The sequence below is a fragment of the Williamsia herbipolensis genome, assembly GCF_000964005.1.
Taxonomy (GTDB): Bacteria; Actinomycetota; Actinomycetes; order Mycobacteriales; family Mycobacteriaceae; genus Williamsia_A; species Williamsia_A herbipolensis.
This window is the reverse complement of sequence record NZ_JXYP01000010.1, coordinates 169,777-185,939: the sequence shown is the minus strand read 5'-3', so window position 1 is coordinate 185,939 and position 16,163 is coordinate 169,777. Positions and strand designations below refer to the sequence as shown.

The 16,163-nt window shown below is 69.3% G+C and carries 18 protein-coding genes; 9 read left to right on the top strand and 9 right to left on the bottom strand.

What is annotated here, in order from left to right; genetic code table 11:
* Positions 1-109 precede the first annotated feature (109 nt).
* From TU34_RS03920 to TU34_RS03900, 5 genes are all read left to right on the top strand, one after another.
* The gene (locus tag TU34_RS03920) at positions 110-805 is read left to right on the top strand and encodes a nucleoside/nucleotide kinase family protein (RefSeq protein ID WP_045821583.1); all 696 of its coding nucleotides are present in this window, start codon (positions 110-112) and stop codon (positions 803-805) included.
* A 59-nt stretch (positions 806-864) separates the two neighbouring features.
* A complete protein-coding gene (locus tag TU34_RS03915) occupies positions 865-1,641 on the top strand; it encodes an ATP-binding cassette domain-containing protein (protein WP_045821516.1) in 777 nt (258 codons plus the stop codon).
* Complete coding sequence (locus TU34_RS03910; protein WP_045821515.1) at positions 1,641-2,741, top strand: ABC transporter permease; 1,101 nt, start codon at positions 1,641-1,643, stop codon at positions 2,739-2,741. Before TU34_RS03915 ends, TU34_RS03910 begins: the two co-directional genes overlap by 1 nt.
* Positions 2,742-2,811: 70 nt before the next feature.
* Complete coding sequence (locus TU34_RS03905; protein ID WP_045821514.1) at positions 2,812-3,777, top strand: ABC transporter substrate-binding protein; 966 nt, start codon at positions 2,812-2,814, stop codon at positions 3,775-3,777.
* Between the two features lie 117 nt (positions 3,778-3,894).
* Positions 3,895-5,373 carry a mannitol dehydrogenase family protein gene (locus tag TU34_RS03900; protein ID WP_045821513.1) on the top strand — a complete coding sequence of 493 codons (1,479 nt, stop codon included), beginning with the start codon at positions 3,895-3,897 and terminating at the stop codon, positions 5,371-5,373.
* Here TU34_RS03900 and TU34_RS03895 read toward each other — a convergent pair whose 3' ends face one another.
* Positions 5,374-5,739: an Rv3654c family TadE-like protein gene (locus TU34_RS03895; protein ID WP_338062973.1), complete on the bottom strand. Its 366-nt coding sequence runs from the start codon at positions 5,737-5,739 to the stop codon at positions 5,374-5,376. It lies immediately after the preceding gene.
* Positions 5,736-6,059, bottom strand: coding sequence for a TadE family type IV pilus minor pilin (locus tag TU34_RS03890; RefSeq protein WP_045821512.1), 324 nt, complete (start codon positions 6,057-6,059; stop codon positions 5,736-5,738). Before TU34_RS03890 ends, TU34_RS03895 begins: the two co-directional genes overlap by 4 nt.
* A 238-nt stretch (positions 6,060-6,297) precedes the next feature.
* Here TU34_RS03890 and TU34_RS03885 point away from each other — a divergent pair, with 238 nt between their 5' ends.
* From TU34_RS03885 to TU34_RS03875, 3 genes are all read left to right on the top strand, one after another.
* Positions 6,298-7,098 (top strand): glycosyltransferase family 2 protein, encoded by an 801-nt coding sequence (locus TU34_RS03885; protein WP_045821511.1) that lies wholly within the window; start codon positions 6,298-6,300, stop codon positions 7,096-7,098.
* A gap of 51 nt (positions 7,099-7,149) precedes the next feature.
* A complete protein-coding gene (locus TU34_RS03880) occupies positions 7,150-7,953 on the top strand; it encodes a glycosyltransferase family 2 protein (protein WP_045821510.1) in 804 nt (267 codons plus the stop codon).
* Between the two features lie 164 nt (positions 7,954-8,117).
* Positions 8,118-8,921, top strand: a complete 804-nt coding sequence (locus TU34_RS03875) for a glycosyltransferase family 2 protein (RefSeq protein WP_238981157.1) — start codon at positions 8,118-8,120, stop codon at positions 8,919-8,921.
* A 12-nt stretch (positions 8,922-8,933) separates the two neighbouring features.
* On the opposite strand, the gene TU34_RS03870 is transcribed toward TU34_RS03875, so the two are convergent.
* From TU34_RS03870 to ssd, 6 genes are all read right to left on the bottom strand, one after another.
* On the bottom strand, positions 8,934-9,515 hold the full coding sequence (locus TU34_RS03870) for a hypothetical protein (RefSeq protein WP_045821508.1): 582 nt from the start codon (positions 9,513-9,515) through the stop codon (positions 8,934-8,936).
* A 169-nt stretch (positions 9,516-9,684) separates the two neighbouring features.
* Positions 9,685-9,891, bottom strand: a complete 207-nt coding sequence (locus tag TU34_RS03865) for a DUF4244 domain-containing protein (protein ID WP_045821507.1) — start codon at positions 9,889-9,891, stop codon at positions 9,685-9,687.
* 67 nt (positions 9,892-9,958) lie between these two features.
* Positions 9,959-10,528, bottom strand: coding sequence for a type II secretion system F family protein (locus tag TU34_RS03860; protein WP_045821581.1), 570 nt, complete (start codon positions 10,526-10,528; stop codon positions 9,959-9,961).
* A 23-nt stretch (positions 10,529-10,551) separates the two neighbouring features.
* Positions 10,552-11,376: a type II secretion system F family protein gene (locus tag TU34_RS03855; protein WP_045821506.1), complete on the bottom strand. Its 825-nt coding sequence runs from the start codon at positions 11,374-11,376 to the stop codon at positions 10,552-10,554.
* A complete protein-coding gene (locus TU34_RS03850) occupies positions 11,373-12,563 on the bottom strand; it encodes a TadA family conjugal transfer-associated ATPase (RefSeq protein WP_045821505.1) in 1,191 nt (396 codons plus the stop codon). The genes TU34_RS03855 and TU34_RS03850 overlap by 4 nt, the downstream gene beginning before the upstream one ends.
* Positions 12,560-13,660 (bottom strand): septum site-determining protein Ssd, encoded by a 1,101-nt coding sequence (gene ssd, locus TU34_RS03845; protein ID WP_045821580.1) that lies wholly within the window; start codon positions 13,658-13,660, stop codon positions 12,560-12,562. Before ssd ends, TU34_RS03850 begins: the two co-directional genes overlap by 4 nt.
* Before the next feature lie 452 nt (positions 13,661-14,112).
* Between ssd and TU34_RS03840 the strand changes: the two genes are divergently transcribed.
* On the top strand, positions 14,113-14,967 hold the full coding sequence (locus TU34_RS03840; RefSeq protein ID WP_045821579.1) for an HAD family hydrolase: 855 nt from the start codon (positions 14,113-14,115) through the stop codon (positions 14,965-14,967).
* Positions 14,968-15,412: 445 nt separating this feature from the next.
* Here the strand turns inward: TU34_RS03840 and TU34_RS03835 are convergent, their stop codons facing one another.
* On the bottom strand, positions 15,413-16,162 hold the full coding sequence (locus TU34_RS03835; RefSeq protein WP_045821504.1) for a hypothetical protein: 750 nt from the start codon (positions 16,160-16,162) through the stop codon (positions 15,413-15,415).
* Position 16,163: the final 1 nt, after the last annotated feature.

The window sequence follows — 16,163 nt, the reverse complement described above, 5'->3', positions numbered from 1 at the left end:
TGACAAACCGGTGAGGTGTGGGTCACACTGATCCGCATCGAACCCGACGGACGTGTTCGAGGCGAGAGGACGGGATGCGACGATGCAGCCGGTGGCGGAGGTGACCCAGGTGGAGCGAGCAACCGCCACATCGGATCTCGCCGCGCTCGTCGACGAGCTCGCGGCCCGCGCCCGCTCTCTCGTGGCCTCCGGTGAGCGCCGGATCCTGGGCATCACCGGACCTCCCGGAGTCGGCAAGTCCACGCTGTGCGCCATGCTCGCCGCCCGCCTCGGCAGCGACGCCGTGCTCGTCGGGATGGACGCGTTCCACCTCGCCAACGAGGAGTTGGAACGACTGCACCGGCGCGACCGCAAGGGCGCACCCGACACCTTCGACGTCGACGGTTACGTCGCGCTCCTTCGTCGGTTGCGTTCGCAGAGCGCCGATCTCGTCTACGCACCTCGATTCGAGCGCGCGATCGAGGAGTCGATCGGCTCGGCCGTCCCCATCGCGCGCACGACACCGCTGGTGGTCACCGAGGGCAACTATCTCCTGCTCGACCGCGGCGGCTGGGAGGAGGTGCGCGGGGTGCTCGACGAGGTCTGGTTCCTCGACGCCGCCGCCGACGTCCGCGCCGCACGGCTCGTCCGTCGCCACGAGCACCACGGCCGCTCACACGACGACGCGTTGCGGTGGACCGAGGAGGTCGACATGCGCAACGCCGCGGTGATCACCGCGACCCGCCACCGCGCCGACCTCGCCGTCACGGTGCCCGACGCACAGGGTTCGGTGCCGTGCGTCGCCCTCGACGTGCCGCCCGGCTGATGCCGGGCCCTCCCCCACCCGACCACCACACCGACCCGTCCGATCACAAGGAGCCACCCATGGCAGAACCGTCCCCCGGCCGCACGCCGATACTGCAGGCCCGCGGCCTGTCGCGCAGCTTCGGCAACGTGCGTGCGCTCGACGACGCCGACTTCGAGGTCCACGCCGGCGAGGTGGTCGCGTTGATCGGCGACAACGGCGCCGGCAAGTCGACTCTGGTGAAGGCGCTCTCGGGCAGCCTCGCCCTCGACTCCGGCGAGATCCTCTTCGACGGCACGCCGGTCGATCTGAACAGCCCCACCGCCGCAGCCGATCTCGGTATCGAGACGGTGTTCCAGGATCTCGCGTTGGCCCCGCATCTCAACGCCGCGCAGAACATGTTCCTGGGTCGGGAACTGCCGGCACCGGGCCTGCTCGGGAAGTTCGGTTTCCTGAACACCGCCGAGATGCGCAGGCAGTCGCAGGAGGCGTTGGACGACCTCGGCGCGACGGTGCGCAGCCTGACCGACCCGGTGGGCTCGATGTCGGGTGGTCAGCAGCAGGCCGTCGCGATCGCCCGCGCCGTCGCCTGGGCCAAGGGCGTCGTCTTCCTCGACGAGCCCACCGCCGCACTGGGTGTGGTGCAGACCCGCAACGTCCTCGACACCATCCGCCGCGTGGCCGACAAGGGTGTCGGCGTGGTCTTCATCAGCCACTCGATGCCCCACGTCATCGAGGTCGCCGACCGCGTGCAGGTGCTGCGGATGGGACATCGCGTCGCGACGTTCGACGCCAAGAACACGACCATGGAACAACTCGTCGGTGCGATGACCGGCGCGACCGTCGGAGCATCCTGATGAGCAACCAGACCATGACCCCGCCCGCCGGCGTCACCCCGCCGAAGAAGAACGAGCCCGAGCACCGTGGGTTCGACCTCGTCGGCGCGATGTCGAAACTCGCTCGCGTACAGATGATCCAGATCGTCCTGGTGCTCGTCGCGATCTGCCTGGTCTTCTCGATCATGGCGCCCGAGAGCTTCCCCGAGTGGGGCAACTTCCGCCAGATCATCCAGAACGTCTCGATCCTCGCCGTCCTCGGCATCGGCATGACGTTCGTGATCGTCACCAGCGGCATCGACCTCTCGGTCGGTTCGGTGCTGGTGTTCTCCGGTGTCGTCGCCGCGAAGACGATGCGCGCCATCGGCGGTGACGGCTGGGGGGTCGCCACGATCGGCATCCTCGTCGCCGTCGCGTGCGGTCTCGCATGGGGATTGCTCAACGGCATCCTCATCGGCAAGGCCAAGGTCCCGCCCCTGATCGTCACCCTCGGAACGCTCAGCGGCGCACTGGGTCTGTCCCAGGTCATCACCGGCGGCGTCGACATCCGCGACGTACCCCCGGTCCTGGTCGACACCATCGGCTACGGCAACCTGCCCGCCACCACCCTGCCGCTGATCTCGGTGATCGCCATCGTGGCCGTCGTGATCTTCGGTATCGTGATGCACCGCACCAAGTTCGGGCTCTACACCTTCGCGGTCGGCTCGAAGGAGGAGTCGGCCCGCCGGGTCGGCATCAAGGTCGACCTCCACCTCATCAGGATCTACGCGCTGTCGGGAGCGATGGCCGGTCTGGCCGGCATCCTGTCGCTGTCGCAGTACGGCACGACCGCGATCGCGGGGCAGTCGCAGACCAACCTCAACGTGATCGCCGCGGTCGTCATCGGCGGAACCAGCCTCTTCGGCGGTGTCGGGACCATGTTCGGCACGGTGGTGGGCCTGTTCATCCCGGCCGTGCTGCTCAACGGTTTCGTGATCGTCGGTGTCGAGCCGTTCTGGCAGCAGGTCGCCGTCGGCGCCGTCCTCATCGCCGCGGTCTACTTCGATCAGCGTCGCCGAGCCGCCGCCAGTCGCGGGCAGTCGACGTCGTCGCTGAAGAAGCTCTGGTCGAAGAGTCCCTGACCGACCACGTCTCCCGCTCCCTCACTCTCCCCGACGCCACACCCGTGCGTCATCTGACAAGAAAGCCATCATGACAATCTCACGCATCAGCGTTGCTGCCCTGGCCGTTCTCTCCACCTCGGCCCTTGTGCTGTCCGGGTGTTCCTCGGACTCCGGCGGCGGCAGCAACAAGCTCGCCTTCATCCAGGGCGTCAGCGGCGACGAGTTCTACATCAGCATGCAGTGCGGCATCGAGGACGCGGCCAAGAAGGCAGGCGCCTCGGTCGAGGTCCAGGGGCCCGCGAAGTTCGACCCCACCCTGCAGAAGCCGATCGTCGACTCCGTCGTCGCCTCGCGACCCGCCGCGATCCTCATCGCCCCGACCGATGTCGCCGCCATGCAGGCCCCGCTCGCCGCCGCCGAACGCGCCGGCATCAAGATCGTGCTCGTCGACACCACCATCAACGATCCTTCGATCGCGGTCTCGGCGATCTCGTCGGACAACGCCGGTGGCGGGGCCGAGGCGTTCTCGGCCATCCAGCAGCTCAACCCCTCGGGCGGCAAGGTTCTCGTCATCTCCACCGACCCGGGTGTCTCCACCGCCGATGCCCGTGTCGCGGGCTTCTCGGGTGCGGTCGCCAAGGACTCGAAGTTCTCCTACCTCGGGGTGCAGTACAGCCACAACGATCCCGCCGAGGCGGCCAAGCTCGTCACCGCCGCGCTCGCCAAGGACCCCGACATCGTGGGCGTGTTCGCCACCAACACCTTCGCCGCCGAGGGCACCGCCACCGGTGTGCGCCAGGCCGGTAAGCAGGACCAGGTGAAGATCGTCGGCTTCGACGCCGGCCCGGCGCAGGTGAAGCAGTTGCGCGAGGGTGTGGTGCAGGCGCTGATCGCCCAGCAGCCGGGCACCATCGGCACCGACGGCGTCGAGCAGGCCATGAACGCCATCGACGACAAGCCGGTCACGAAGACCATCTCGACCGGTTTCCACGTGATCACCAAGGAGACGCTCGACGGCGAGGGCGCGCAATACGTCTACAAGTCGTCGTGCTGATGACGATCTGACGTCCATCAGACTGCGGTGGCGCCCCGCGACCACGAAACCGGGGCGCCACCGCATCCCATTTGCGATACTTCGATTCTGTACAGCGACACCCCCGGAGGTGATCTGATGCCGACTCTGCACCGCGCAACCGTGAGCGATCTCCCCGGCCACGTCGGCGTCGCCTCCCACATCACCGATCCGTCGGCGCTGACGATCGGGATCGCCCATTTCGGTGTCGGCGGTTTCCACCGCGCCCACGAGGCGATGTTCGTCGACCGGTTGCTCGCCGCGGGGCACACCGACTGGGCCATCTGCGGGATCGGCGTCCTCCCCGGCGACCGTCGGATCACCGACATCCTCGCCGCGCAGGATCACCTCTACACGCTGGCGACCACCGATGCCGACGGCCGTCGTGACACGCGTGTCATCGGCGCCGTGGCCGACATGATCTTCGCGCCCGACCGTCCACGGGACGTGCTCGACGTGCTCACCGCGCCGGGTACGCGGATCGTGTCGTTGACGATCACCGAGGGCGGCTACGGCGTCGACGACACCACCGGCGAGTTCGCCCCGCGCGACGCGCTGACCCTGCGCGACCTCGACCATCCCGACGACCCGCGCAGTGTGTTCGGGTTCATCGTGGCCGCGCTGCGGATGCGCAGGGACGCGGGCCTCGCGCCGTTCACCGTCATGTCGTGCGACAACATCGAACACAACGGCCGGGTCGCCCGAGCCGCGGTCACCGGTTTCGCGGCGCGCCACGACGCCGATCTCGCCCGCTGGATCGACGAGAACGTCGCCTTCCCCAGCTCCATGGTCGACCGCATCACCCCCGCCACCACCGACGCCGTCGTCGCGCAGGTCGGCCGTGAACTCGGTGTCGACGACGCATGGCCGGTGGCCTCGGAGGCGTTCGCCCAGTGGGTGCTCGAGGACTCCTTCTCGGCCGGCCGGCCCCCGTTCGACGACGTCGGCGTGGTCCTCGTCGACGACGTCGAACCCTACGAGCACATGAAGTTGCGGCTGCTCAACGCCTCGCACCAGGTGCTCAGCCATCTCGGGGTGCTCGCCGGGTACACCTACGTGCACGAGGCCCTCGCCGATGCCGACATCCGCGGCTTCGTCGGTTCGTACATGCGCCGCGAGGCGCTGCCGACGCTGCGACCGGTGCCCGGTGTCGATCTCGACGACTACATCACGCAGTTGCTCGAACGGTTCTCCAATCTCGCGATCCGCGACACCCTCGCCCGTCAGATGGTGAACACCTCCGATCGCGTGCCGAAGTTCGTGCTGCCGGTGATCGCCGACCGCCTGCGGGCCGCGGCGTCGATCGACCACGCCGCGCTCATGCTCGCGGCCTGGTGCGCGGTGCTCGACGCCGACACGATCCCCATGATCGACGCCGACACCGACCATCTGCGGCGTCTCGCCTGGGCCGATCACGACCGGCCCGGCGCGTTCCTCGAGAACACCGAGGTGTTCGGCCGGCTCGCGTCGAGCGTGTGCCTGCGGGTGGCCTACCAACTCGCGAAATGCCATCTGCAGGACCACGGTCCGATCGGGGCGATGCGCATGGTCGCCGCCCACTCCAGCGGCGTCCGCTGATCATCCCGACGGTCCCGCGCGGGCGTCGGCGACCGCGGTCCGTACGCCGAACGGACCGAGATCGACATCGACGGACCCGCTGACCACCACGTCGTCACCGTCGGTGCGACACCGCGTGATCCGCACCTTCGTCTCACCGGCGACGGCGCGAGCTGCACCGCAGGGGTCGTCGAGGGCGAGGATCCACCGCTGCGCCGCGGCCAGCGCCGCGAGATCCACGGCTGACTGGGCGCGATGACGGGCGACGACGGCCGCACCGAACCAGCTCACTCCCACGATTAGGGCCACCGTTGCCGCGATCACACACGCACCCAACACGGTGGCCATCCCCCGCTCATCGCGCAGCCGCGCACGCCACGTGGTCACGACGCGTCCTGCGCGACCGGCTCACGAATCGCGACCGCCTGGGCGCCGAGGTCGACGCCGGGCAGCACCGGCGACGTCGCGTGCACGGTGACCACCACGCGATCGCCGCGCCCACCGATCGAGATCTCGGCGCCGGCCGGCGCGACCGATCGGCCCGCCGAGAGCGCGCCGGTGGCGTCTCCCTGCGCCGCGATGCGTGCGGTCTCCCGGGCCGCATCGACGCATCGCAGATGCGTGCCGATCGCCAGGACCGCGCCGATCCCCAGGACCAGGACGGCGACGATCGAGGCGATCGCGAACGCGGCCTCCACCGAGACCATGCCGCCGTCGTCGGCCAGCCGTCGCGCCGCGCGGCGACCCGCATCACAGCGGCGGGCACGGGGGCGGGGCGAAGTGAGAACCATGTCACTCCGACGCGGGGACACCCGCGGTGGTTCCCCGTCATCGCAGGTGAGCGATTCGTCATGCTTCGGGCAGCATCACAGTTGTCGAAGAGTTCGGGTTCTGGTCCCACTACGAACAACGCGCGGGCCGGACTCCCGGTGTTTACTCATCGTCATGACGCAAGGCACATGCTCGGTCGCCGTGATCATCCCTGTGTACAACGAGCAGGACTACATCCTCGACACACTGCGCGCGATCGACGCCCAGGAGTTCGATTCCACCGTTCACCGCGATCTTCTCGGCGGTTTCCGGGTGATCGTGGTCGACAACAACAGCACCGACACGACCGCGGAGCTGGTCAACGCCTACATCGAGGCCGGCACCCGCTTCCCCGTCGAGATCATCACCGAGACCGAGAAGGGCAGCGGTTGCGCGGCCGATTCGGGCGCCAAGCGGGCGATCGAGCTGGGCGCGAAGTTCATCGCCCGCACCGACGCCGATTCGCTCCCGGCCACCGACTGGCTCGCCCACCTGCTGATCCCCCTGTTCGAGGGCAAGCACCTCGTGGGTGGACGCGTGAAGGCCCGCAGTGACGAGGGCACCTCCTCGTTCGCGTTCAACGCGATCGGTCATCTGTGGCGTGTCGGGCACGCCGCCGAGTGGCTGCGGACCCGCCGCGGTCCTGACGATCAGCGGCGCAGCTTCGCCGTCGTCGGCAACAACATGGCGATCGACGCCGAGATCTACACCGAGTGCGGTGGCTTCCCGCGCACGAACATGAGCGACCTCGACGACGACTACGTGCTGCAGCAGCGCGTTCGGCACGTCGCCGGCGGTGACGCCATCGCTCTGCAGAAGGACGCCCTCGTCTACACCTCCCTGCGTCGCCTGGAGGCCTTCGGGGTGAAGGACTTCGTCGCCTGGTATCACGACCGCGACGGCGCCGGGAAGAGCATGGAAGCCGACGTCCGCTGAGCGTCGATCAGATGATGGTCACCGCCGTCCCGATCGTGTTCACTGGTCCCCGTGTCGGGTAACGGGTCGCCCCGCGTCGCTGTGGTCGTCGCGGCGTTCAACGAGGAGAAGTTCATCCTCGACACGCTGCGCGGCCTCGACGACCAACGGTTCGACAGCCTCTTCCAGCGCGAGGTGCTCGGGGGATTCCGCGTCATCGTCGTCGACAACGCCAGCACCGACCGCACCGCCGACCTCGTCCGTGACTTCATCGCCGCGGGCACGAATTTTCCCTTCGAGCTGATCACCGAGACCGAGAAGGGCACCGGCTGCGCGGTCGACACCGGGACGCGTCACGCGATCGCCGGCGGCGCGGTGTTCATCGCCCGCACCGACGCCGACACCATTCCCGCACCGGACTGGCTCGACAACCTCCTGCGGCCGCTGTTGCAGGGCAAGCGCCTGGTGGGCGGACGGTTGCGCGCCCGCACCGACGAGGGCTCGACGGCGAAGGTGTTCAACGCGGTCGGGTCGCTGTGGCGGGTCGGCCACGCCGTCGACTGGGTGAAGACGCGCAACATGCCCGACGAGGAGCGCCGTAGTTTCGCGGTGTGCGGACCGTCGATGGCGTTCGACGCCGACATCTACGAGCGCAGCGGCGGCTTCCCGCGCACGAAGATCGACGACGAGGACGAGGACCACGTGCTGCAGGTCCGTGTGCGCAAGGTCGCCGGCGGTGACGCGATCGCCCTGGCCAAGGATGCCGTCGTCTTCATGTCGCTGCGCCGTCTGCAGGGACTCGGCGCCAAGGACTACATCGCCTGGTACGGCACCGACGACCGCGACACCACCGGAAAGCAGATCGACATCCGCTGACCGGATGGCTGGGCTCGACGGGACCCGTGGTCACCGCGTACGGACGTCAGGTTCGTCGCGTTTCACAATTTCTGACGTGTTCATCTGAAAATTGCGGCGAATTACGCAACCTCGTGTTTACATTTCGACATGCACACTGGCGTGCGCCCGGCAGCAGGTTCTGCGTGACGGTCGAACAGAAATCCGTTGTGGCGGTCATCGTTCCGGCCCACAACGAGGAGAAATACATAGCGCACACGCTGCGGGCCCTGGACCGCCAAGAGTTCCGGGTGGTCGGCGACGGCCGCGTACTCGACACGTTCCGGGTGATCGTGGTCGACAACGCGAGCACCGACGGCACGCGCGACGTCGTCGCGGCGCACATCGCGTCGAACCCCCGCGTCCCGGTCGAGCTCATCACCGAGAGCGAGAAGGGCACGGGCTGCGCGGTCGACACCGCCGCACGGCACGCGATCGCCACCGGCGCACACTATGTCGCCCGTACCGACGCCGACTGCCTCCCACGCACGGACTGGTTGAGCCGCGTCATCACACCGCTCCTCGACGGAAAACGATTGGTCGCCGGACGCCTGCGCGCCCGCACCGACGAAGGGTCGACCGGGTACGTCTTCAACGCGGTCGGCACCTTCTGGCGGCTGGGTCATCTGCTGCAGTGGTGGGCGACCCGTCACGAGGCCGACGCGAACCGACGCAGCTTCGCGGTGTGCGGCGGGAACATGGCATTCGACGCCGACATCTACCTCACCAGCGGTGGCTTCCCGCGGGTGCGGATCGACGAGGCCAACGAGGACGACATGCTGCAGCGGCGCGTCCGCGCCATCACCGACAAACGTGGACTCGCACTCGCCCCCAAGGCGGTCGTCTACATCTCCCTTCGCCGACTGAAGGCTGTGGGCGTCAAGGAGTTCGCCGCCTGGTACGGCACCGAGGAGCGCGACAGCACCGGCAAGCAGGTCGACATCCGCTGAGACCCGACGCGATCAGTTCGGGAACCGGATGAACTCGGGAGACTCCCAGACCACTGGGTGGATCTTGTCCTCGGGAAATCGGCCGGTCAGCGCGGACACCAGGAACGACGCCAGCCCACCGCGGTCGTACAGCCACGATCCCGCGAGGTCGGTGTAGGCCACAGGCCACCTGTCGGGGTCGTCCCCGACCTTGTGCCAGAAGCCGTAGGCGCCATCAGATCCTCCGCCCCACGGCGCGAACATCTCGCGGGGGTCCGACAGGTCGATCAATGTCGTTGCGCCGTCCGGATTCAGCCACTGTTCGCCGGTCTCGTCGGCTGATTCCTGCCACTGCGGGTCGCCGATGATGTCCATCATCGTCTGGTTCTCGTCGTAGATGTTCTGGCCTTCTTCGCCGCCCGGAGCGAACACGAAGAATTCCCCCGAGAACCAGCCCACCCCATATCGGGCGACAATTTCTCGGTAGTCCGACGGTGCCTCGAATCCGAGTACGTCGCCGAATCGATCCCAATCGACGCCGTCGACTCCACCGTCGGATGGAGGTGTGACCAGATGGATCAGAAGGTCGATCGCGGGGCGGCCTGGGTCAGCCATTCTCGATGAGGTCATCGGCTCGACTGGTCCTCCACGCGTCCGCAGCCTCGAATCGCATACAGCGCACGCTATACGACCACACGGGTTCATCCTCGCCGTGCGAGGTGGACAAACCGCTGAGTCCCGCCCACGCCCGCGAGTGCGGGCGTGAGCGAGACGGGGCGTGGCGCTACCCCACCGCGGTGTTCAACGCCTTGGTGATGATCCCGGTCAGGCTCAACACGATGTTGTCGCCGGTGACCACCGTGTACAGAATCGCCCCGAAGGCCGCGGCGGCGATCGTGCCGATCGCGTACTCGGCGGTCGACATTCCGTCCTCGTCGGTGGCCGCGATCATGATCTGCGTCTGCAGGTCTCGAATCCATCTGGTGCTCATCGTTTCTCCCCTGGTGATGCGCGACGGAGGTCTCCGCCGCGTTCTGGATCGGTCGGAGCCGGTGCGTTCACAGCACCCCTCCGCCGAGAACTCGGCCCGCGAGTCCGATCACCACCGGCACGATGCCGAGGCAGACGAACGCGGGCAGGAAACACAGGCCGAGCGGCCCGGAGATGGCGACCCCGGCGCGCTCGGCGGCCGCAGCGGCGTTGTCCTGGGCGGCGGCCCGTTCGGCCTCGGCCAGTTCGCCGAGCCCGCGCACCGGCGACGAGCCGGCACGCGCGGAGCGACGGGCCATGGCGCACAGCGACGTCGCCGCCGGTCCGGCGTTCTCGGGGGTCTCCCACGCCTGGGCCGGGTCGGCACCGAGCGCGAGCAGTTCCGCGGCCCGGGTGAGTGTCGCCTCGAGACCGGGCGGCGCCGATCGCGCGACCACCGCCGCGGCCGAGGCGACCGGCATCCCGGCTCGCAGACACACCGCGAAGAGGTCGTACCCGGCGGCGGTGGCGAACGGGTCGTCGCGAGGCCGCGTGACACCGAGCCAGCGCGGGCTGCGGTCCGGAGGGGGTGGAGGCGCGATCCGGAACACCGTCCATCCAGGGGGCGGCATCACGAGAAGTCCGACCGCAGCTGCCATTCCGGCCACGATCCAGGAGACGGTCACGGTGTCATCACCTTCGCGGTGATCTTCTCGGTCCACCACAGACCGACGGCGACCAGACCCACACCGATCACCAGCAGGATGCCGCCGAGGCCGCCGCCGGTGAGCACGGCGAGCGGTGACGCGCCCATCGCCTGGCCGAGACCGATCCCGAGGACCGGGAGGAAGGCCAGCACCGTCGCCGTCGCTCGGGCACCGGCGAGCGCTGCGCGGGTGCGTTCGGTGAAGCGACGTCGAGCGACGAGATCGTCTCGGACCGCCGAGAGCAGGTCGGCCATCGGCAGGCCCTGCTGTTCGGCGGTGCGCCAGGCGACGGCGACCCGATCCCACGACGACTGGTGCACCGCGCCGGCGTTCTCGACACCGGCCGCGACATCGCCGCCGAGTTCGGCTCGACCGGCCATTCTCGTGACCACCGACACGACCGATCCCGGTGAATCACGCTGCGCCACATCGCACGCCGCGGCGACATCGTCGGCGGCCTGACGGCACGCGCGCGCCGGGTGGGCGCCGACCGACAGTTCGGCGATCATCACCGCGACGGCGTCGAGCAGGAGGCCGAGGGCCGCCGAGTCGGTTCGTTCGCGCCGACGCAGGCCCGCGCGGTGCAGCAACGAGACACCGACGATCGTCGCGGCCACGCCCGCCGACAGACCGAACGCCACGACCGCGGCGAGGGCCGCACCACCGGCGGCGAGCACGCCGAGCGGGACGCTCGTCCGCCGTCGCGTCTGCTCGGGCGCGAGGCCCCGGATACGGCTGGTCGGTCGCGCGTGCGGCCACAGCAGCAGCAGTGCGGCCACCGCCGCCGCCACGGCACTCACCGCGCGATCCCGGTGCAGCGCTGCGCCATCACCGTGCGCAGGCGATCCACAGCGGATCCGAACCCGGTGTCGCGACGCCAGACCGGCTCGATGTGCACCCATCCGTCGGCACCGCGATCGACCATCCCGATCTCGGCGACACCGCGGTGACCGTCGGCATCACGCGCCACCACGACCACCACATGGACCGCGGCCGCGAGCTGACTGTGCAGCGCGGTGCGATCCATTCCGCCGAGGGCGGCGAGCGCCTCCATCCGCGCGGGGACCTCCGCCCCGGAGTTCGCGTGGAGCGTTCCCGCGCAGCCCTCGTGACCGGTGTTCAGTGCGGTCAGCAGGTCGACGACCTCGGGCCCGCGGACCTCGCCGACCACGATGCGGTCCGGCCGCATCCGCAGGGCCTGGCGCACCAGATCGCGGACGGCGACCGCGCCGGCGCCCTCGACATTCGCGGTCCTGGCGACGAGGCGCACCACGTGCGGGTGGGCGGGCGCGAGTTCGACGGCGTCCTCGACGACGAGGATCCGCTCGGCCGGATCGACGCGGCCGAGCATGGCGCTCAACAACGTCGTCTTGCCTGCCCCGGTACCGCCCACCACGAGGAACGCCAGGCGTGCGGCGACGATCGCCTCGACGAGCTCGGCGATCTCCGGCGGTACGGCCCCGCGTTCGACGAGCGCCCCGAGGTGTTGGGTGGCCGGGCGCAACACCCGCAGCGACAGGCAGGTGCCGTCAACGCTGATCGGTGGGATGACGGCGTGCAGGCGCACGCTGTAGCCGCGACGGCCCACATTGCTGAGCTGGCCGTCCACCCATGGCGCCGCGTCGTCGAGTCGTTTGCCCGCCCCGAGCGCCAGGCGGACGGCGAGGCGTCGGACCGCGGCGTCGTCGTCGAACCGCACGGCGCTCGGTACGAGGCCTCTCCCTCGGTCGACCCACACCTGGTCGGGGCCGACGACGAGGATGTCGGCGACGTCGGGATCGGACAGCAGGTGCTCGAGCCGTCCGGCGCCGACGAGCTCGGTCTGCAGGAAGCGCAGGGCCTCGAGGAGGTCGGTGTCGCCGAGGACTCCGCCCGATTCGGCCCGCACGGCATCGGCCATCACCTGCGGGGTGGGATCCGCCGACTCGGCGGCAAGACGCTCACGCACACGGATCAGCAGGTCCGATCTCGACTCGGGACTGCTCATGCCGCGAGTCCGGCCACGTCGAGGACACGATCGAGCACGGCGTCGGCAGCCGCACCGAGCGGTGAACGGCGGCCGAGTGGGAGTCGGCCCGACTCGATGGCGACGGCGAGGTGTCGTTGTGGACGGAGTGCGGCGAGAAGGTCGATGTCGACGATGGTCGCGATCTGTGAGGCGGTGAGTCCGCCGGGCGCGGGTCCGCGCACCACCAGTCCGAGACGGTCGGTCACCGGACGCCATCGGGTGACGGTCTCCCTGGCGGCCGCACAGCCGCGCACGGTCGCGGTGGTCACGACGACCACCAGGTCGACGCACTCGACGACGGCCCGGCAGACCGAATCGGTGGCGCGGGGCAGGTCGACGACCACCACGTCGCCGCTGTCGCGACCGGCCTCGATGACCGCGACGGCCGCATCCACACCGATGCGATGGTCGACCCCTCGGCGCGGGCACAACAGCGCGAGACCCGGGGCGGCGTGCGGCACGGCCGCGTGGAGGCTGTCGGCGAACACCGCGCCGCCGTCGAGGGTGAGATCGGGCCATCTGAGCCCGGCGGAATCCTCGACCCCGAAGATCAGGTCGATGCCGCCGCCGAGCTCGTCGAGGTCGAGCAGCAGCGCCGATCCGGACAGGTCATCGACCGCCCGCGTGGCGACCGCGGCCGCCAGCACCGAGGCACCGGCCCCGCCGTGGCCACCCAGGACCGCGACGGCCGCGCCCGCGCGACGTCGTGGCGCTCGATACCGGCTGAGCGCACCGACGACGGCGTGCTCGTCGGCCGGCAGGACCAGTCCGTCCTCGGCGCCGAGGGTGAGCGCGGCGCGCCAGAGCCCGGGATCGACCTCGGCGGGTCCCACGACCAGTACCGATCGCCGTCGTGGCCACCCCAGCGCGATCAGCTCGCGGGCCGCCGCCGCGTCGACGACCACGGCCGCCGACTCCGACCACGCACGACGCGCGGTCGCGGCAGTGGCGTCGACCACCTGGTAGCCGGCCGCCGCGGCGCAGCGCGCGACGTCGTCGCGCAGCTCCACGCCGACGAGCGCGAGGAGTTGATCGGTCCCGAGTCGTCGATCGGGGATGGGCGAGTGATCGGTCATGGCGACGATGATCGCTGTGCACACCCATGCACCGAGCCCGTCGACCCCGAGAACAGGGCGACTGTGTGGATGAGTCGACATCTGTGCACAACTGTGTCGAACAATCGGTACACCTGTGCACTGGACATCACGAGAAAACGCAGCATGACAGATGTTGAGAAAAAGAGATCTGCACCAGCGGCAATGCTCGAAAAAGGGCCGCAAATAGAGGACGACCCCGGCCAGGGGGGGAGGAGGCCAGGGTCGTCGCGTTTCAGCCCCGGGGGGTCGGGCTGAAAGCCCCGGATGAACCGGGTAAGAACAACTATACACACCGCCGCGCGGTGTAATGCAAGTTACCGACGGTTGTTACCCCCGGGTAGTTTTCGGCGCCTGACCAGACGAAACCTCGAGGTGTGCCCCACCAGCACCGCGCCGTGAGGCCGCCGGGGACGTACGCTCGGCTGGTGACCGTGACCCCGCCCGGCCGAGACGGTGTCCCGAGGTCGGCAGGCGCCGCCGACACCTCGGTCGCCGCATTTTTCGACCTCGACAAAACAATCATCGCGAAGTCGAGCACGCTCGCATTTTCTCGCCCATTCTTCGACGAAGGACTGATCAATCGTCGGGCGGTTCTGAAATCCAGTTATGCGCAGTTCTTGTTCCTGCTGACCGCCGCCGATCGTGACCAGGTGGAGCGGCTGCGCAGGCACGTCACCCAGATGTGCGCCGGGTGGGACGTCGATCAGGTGCGGGGCATCGTCGCCGAGACGCTGCACGACATCGTCGACCCGCTGGTGTTCGCCGAGGCCACCGACCTCATCGCCGGCCACCGCGCCCGCGGACACGACGTGGTGATCGTGTCGGCGTCGGGCAGCGAGATCGTGGAGCCCATCGGCGAGATGCTCGGCGTCGACACCACCGTGGCCAGTCGCATGGAGGTCGTCGACGGGCACTACTCCGGTGAGGTGGAGTTCTACTGCTACGGCGACGGCAAGGTGACAGCGATGGAGGAACTCGCCGCGCGACGCGGATACGACCTCGAGGCGTGTTTCGCGTACTCCGACTCCATCACCGACCTCCCGATGCTCGCCGCGGTCGGTCACCCCACCGCGGTCAACCCCGATCGCCAGTTGCGCAGGGCCGCAGCGACTCACGGCTGGCCCGTGCTCACGTTCTCCCGCCCGGTGTCGCTGCGCGAGCGCATCCCCGGCGCGCCGTCGCGCGGCACGCTCACGGGTGCCGCGGCCGTCGGTGTCGGCGCCGTCGTGGCCGGCGGACTCACCTACGCCGCGCTACACAAGGGCCGAAACCGCAAGTCCCGCTGACGATTCGGGCCTTCTGACCCCGACTGGGGTGACGACGGTGAAATCGCAACCATCGAACCCTTGATGTGACGGCCATCACGGTGTAGAACTGAGGCACGGGATCGACGAGCGGCAACGTCCACTTCGGAAGAGAAGGAGCGGACCCCCGAACGTCGTGACCCAGCACGGATATCGAGCACCCACGCGGAGCACGCCGCGACAGGCAGAAGTGTTGCGGGCCTGCGACATCGCGATCAGCGAGAACCACGACGACCCTTGGGTGGGCGTCGCGGATCCTCGCATCGCGGTCCATCGCCGAGGCCACCCACGCAACCCACCGCGCACGCTTGGTAACCCGGATCCGTGCTGACGGGCGGCCAGGATGATCCACCTCGGATCACCCCGGCCGCCCGTAATACTTTGTGGGACAGGATTCTCTGCATCGACGGCTTTCGCCGGGGATCGATCAGCGACGCGCCTCGGCGATCGACCTGGCCTCCACCGCACCGGCCGACAACGCCTCGCAGTGCAACAGCACCCATTCACGCACACCGTCACCGGTACCGGCGCCGAATGCCATTGCCGCCGAGCGGTACTGGTCGACGCGGCGCAGCCACGTCACCTCGGGGACGCCGAGACTGTGCGGATCGAGGCCGGTCGATGCCGCGACCAGACGGGCCGCTGCGCGTGCCACCACACCGTTCGCGACCGGGAACGGCGCAAGAGTCATCAGGTCGCCGTGCACCACAGCGGCGAGGACGGGGGCGGCGACCGTGGTGGCTCCGGTGACGAGTTGGGCGAGCATCTCGAGGCGCTCGGACACCTCGGCGTCGACACGGGGACGCCCCAGGGTGTCGGGGTCGGTCACGATGTCGGTCGCGGCCAGCAGGTGCAATCGGGCGAGTGCCTGCAACGGTGCCCGCGTCCACACCGACACCAGCGCGTCGAGGGAGTCGCCGGTGAGCGCGAGTGCCACCCGCAGCGCGCCGGCCAACACCGGATCGTCGACGTCGTCGGACCGATCGAACGATGCACTCACGCCGTCGATGGCGGCCGAGGAGTGCGCAGCCCGCCAGGACGCCTCGGTGGAGGTGTCGAGCCATCCCCGCAGGTTCACCGGGTGGCGGTGGACGGCACTGAGCGCCTCGCGCGCGGCATCGGCGGCCTCCGCGACGCCCGGGAGATCGAGGAGGGGCGCAAGCGGGTCGGTCACCACC

Bases quoted from the DNA above. Each gene is read 5' to 3' on its own strand.
- TU34_RS03850 (WP_045821505.1), bottom strand. From the start codon at position 12,563: ATGAGCAGTCCCGAGTCGAGATCGGACCTGCTGATCCGTGTGCGTGAG.
- TU34_RS03915 (WP_045821516.1), top strand. From the start codon at position 865: ATGGCAGAACCGTCCCCCGGCCGCACGCCGATACTGCAGGCCCGCGGC.
- TU34_RS03865 (WP_045821507.1), bottom strand. From the start codon at position 9,891: ATGAGCACCAGATGGATTCGAGACCTGCAGACGCAGATCATGATCGCG.
- TU34_RS03910 (WP_045821515.1), top strand. From the start codon at position 1,641: ATGAGCAACCAGACCATGACCCCGCCCGCCGGCGTCACCCCGCCGAAG.
- TU34_RS03860 (WP_045821581.1), bottom strand. From the start codon at position 10,528: ATGGCAGCTGCGGTCGGACTTCTCGTGATGCCGCCCCCTGGATGGACG.
- ssd (WP_045821580.1), bottom strand. From the start codon at position 13,660: ATGACCGATCACTCGCCCATCCCCGATCGACGACTCGGGACCGATCAA.
- TU34_RS03890 (WP_045821512.1), bottom strand. From the start codon at position 6,059: ATGGTCTCGGTGGAGGCCGCGTTCGCGATCGCCTCGATCGTCGCCGTC.
- TU34_RS03905 (WP_045821514.1), top strand. From the start codon at position 2,812: ATGACAATCTCACGCATCAGCGTTGCTGCCCTGGCCGTTCTCTCCACC.
- TU34_RS03870 (WP_045821508.1), bottom strand. From the start codon at position 9,515: ATGGCTGACCCAGGCCGCCCCGCGATCGACCTTCTGATCCATCTGGTC.
- TU34_RS03900 (WP_045821513.1), top strand. From the start codon at position 3,895: ATGCCGACTCTGCACCGCGCAACCGTGAGCGATCTCCCCGGCCACGTC.
- TU34_RS03885 (WP_045821511.1), top strand. From the start codon at position 6,298: ATGACGCAAGGCACATGCTCGGTCGCCGTGATCATCCCTGTGTACAAC.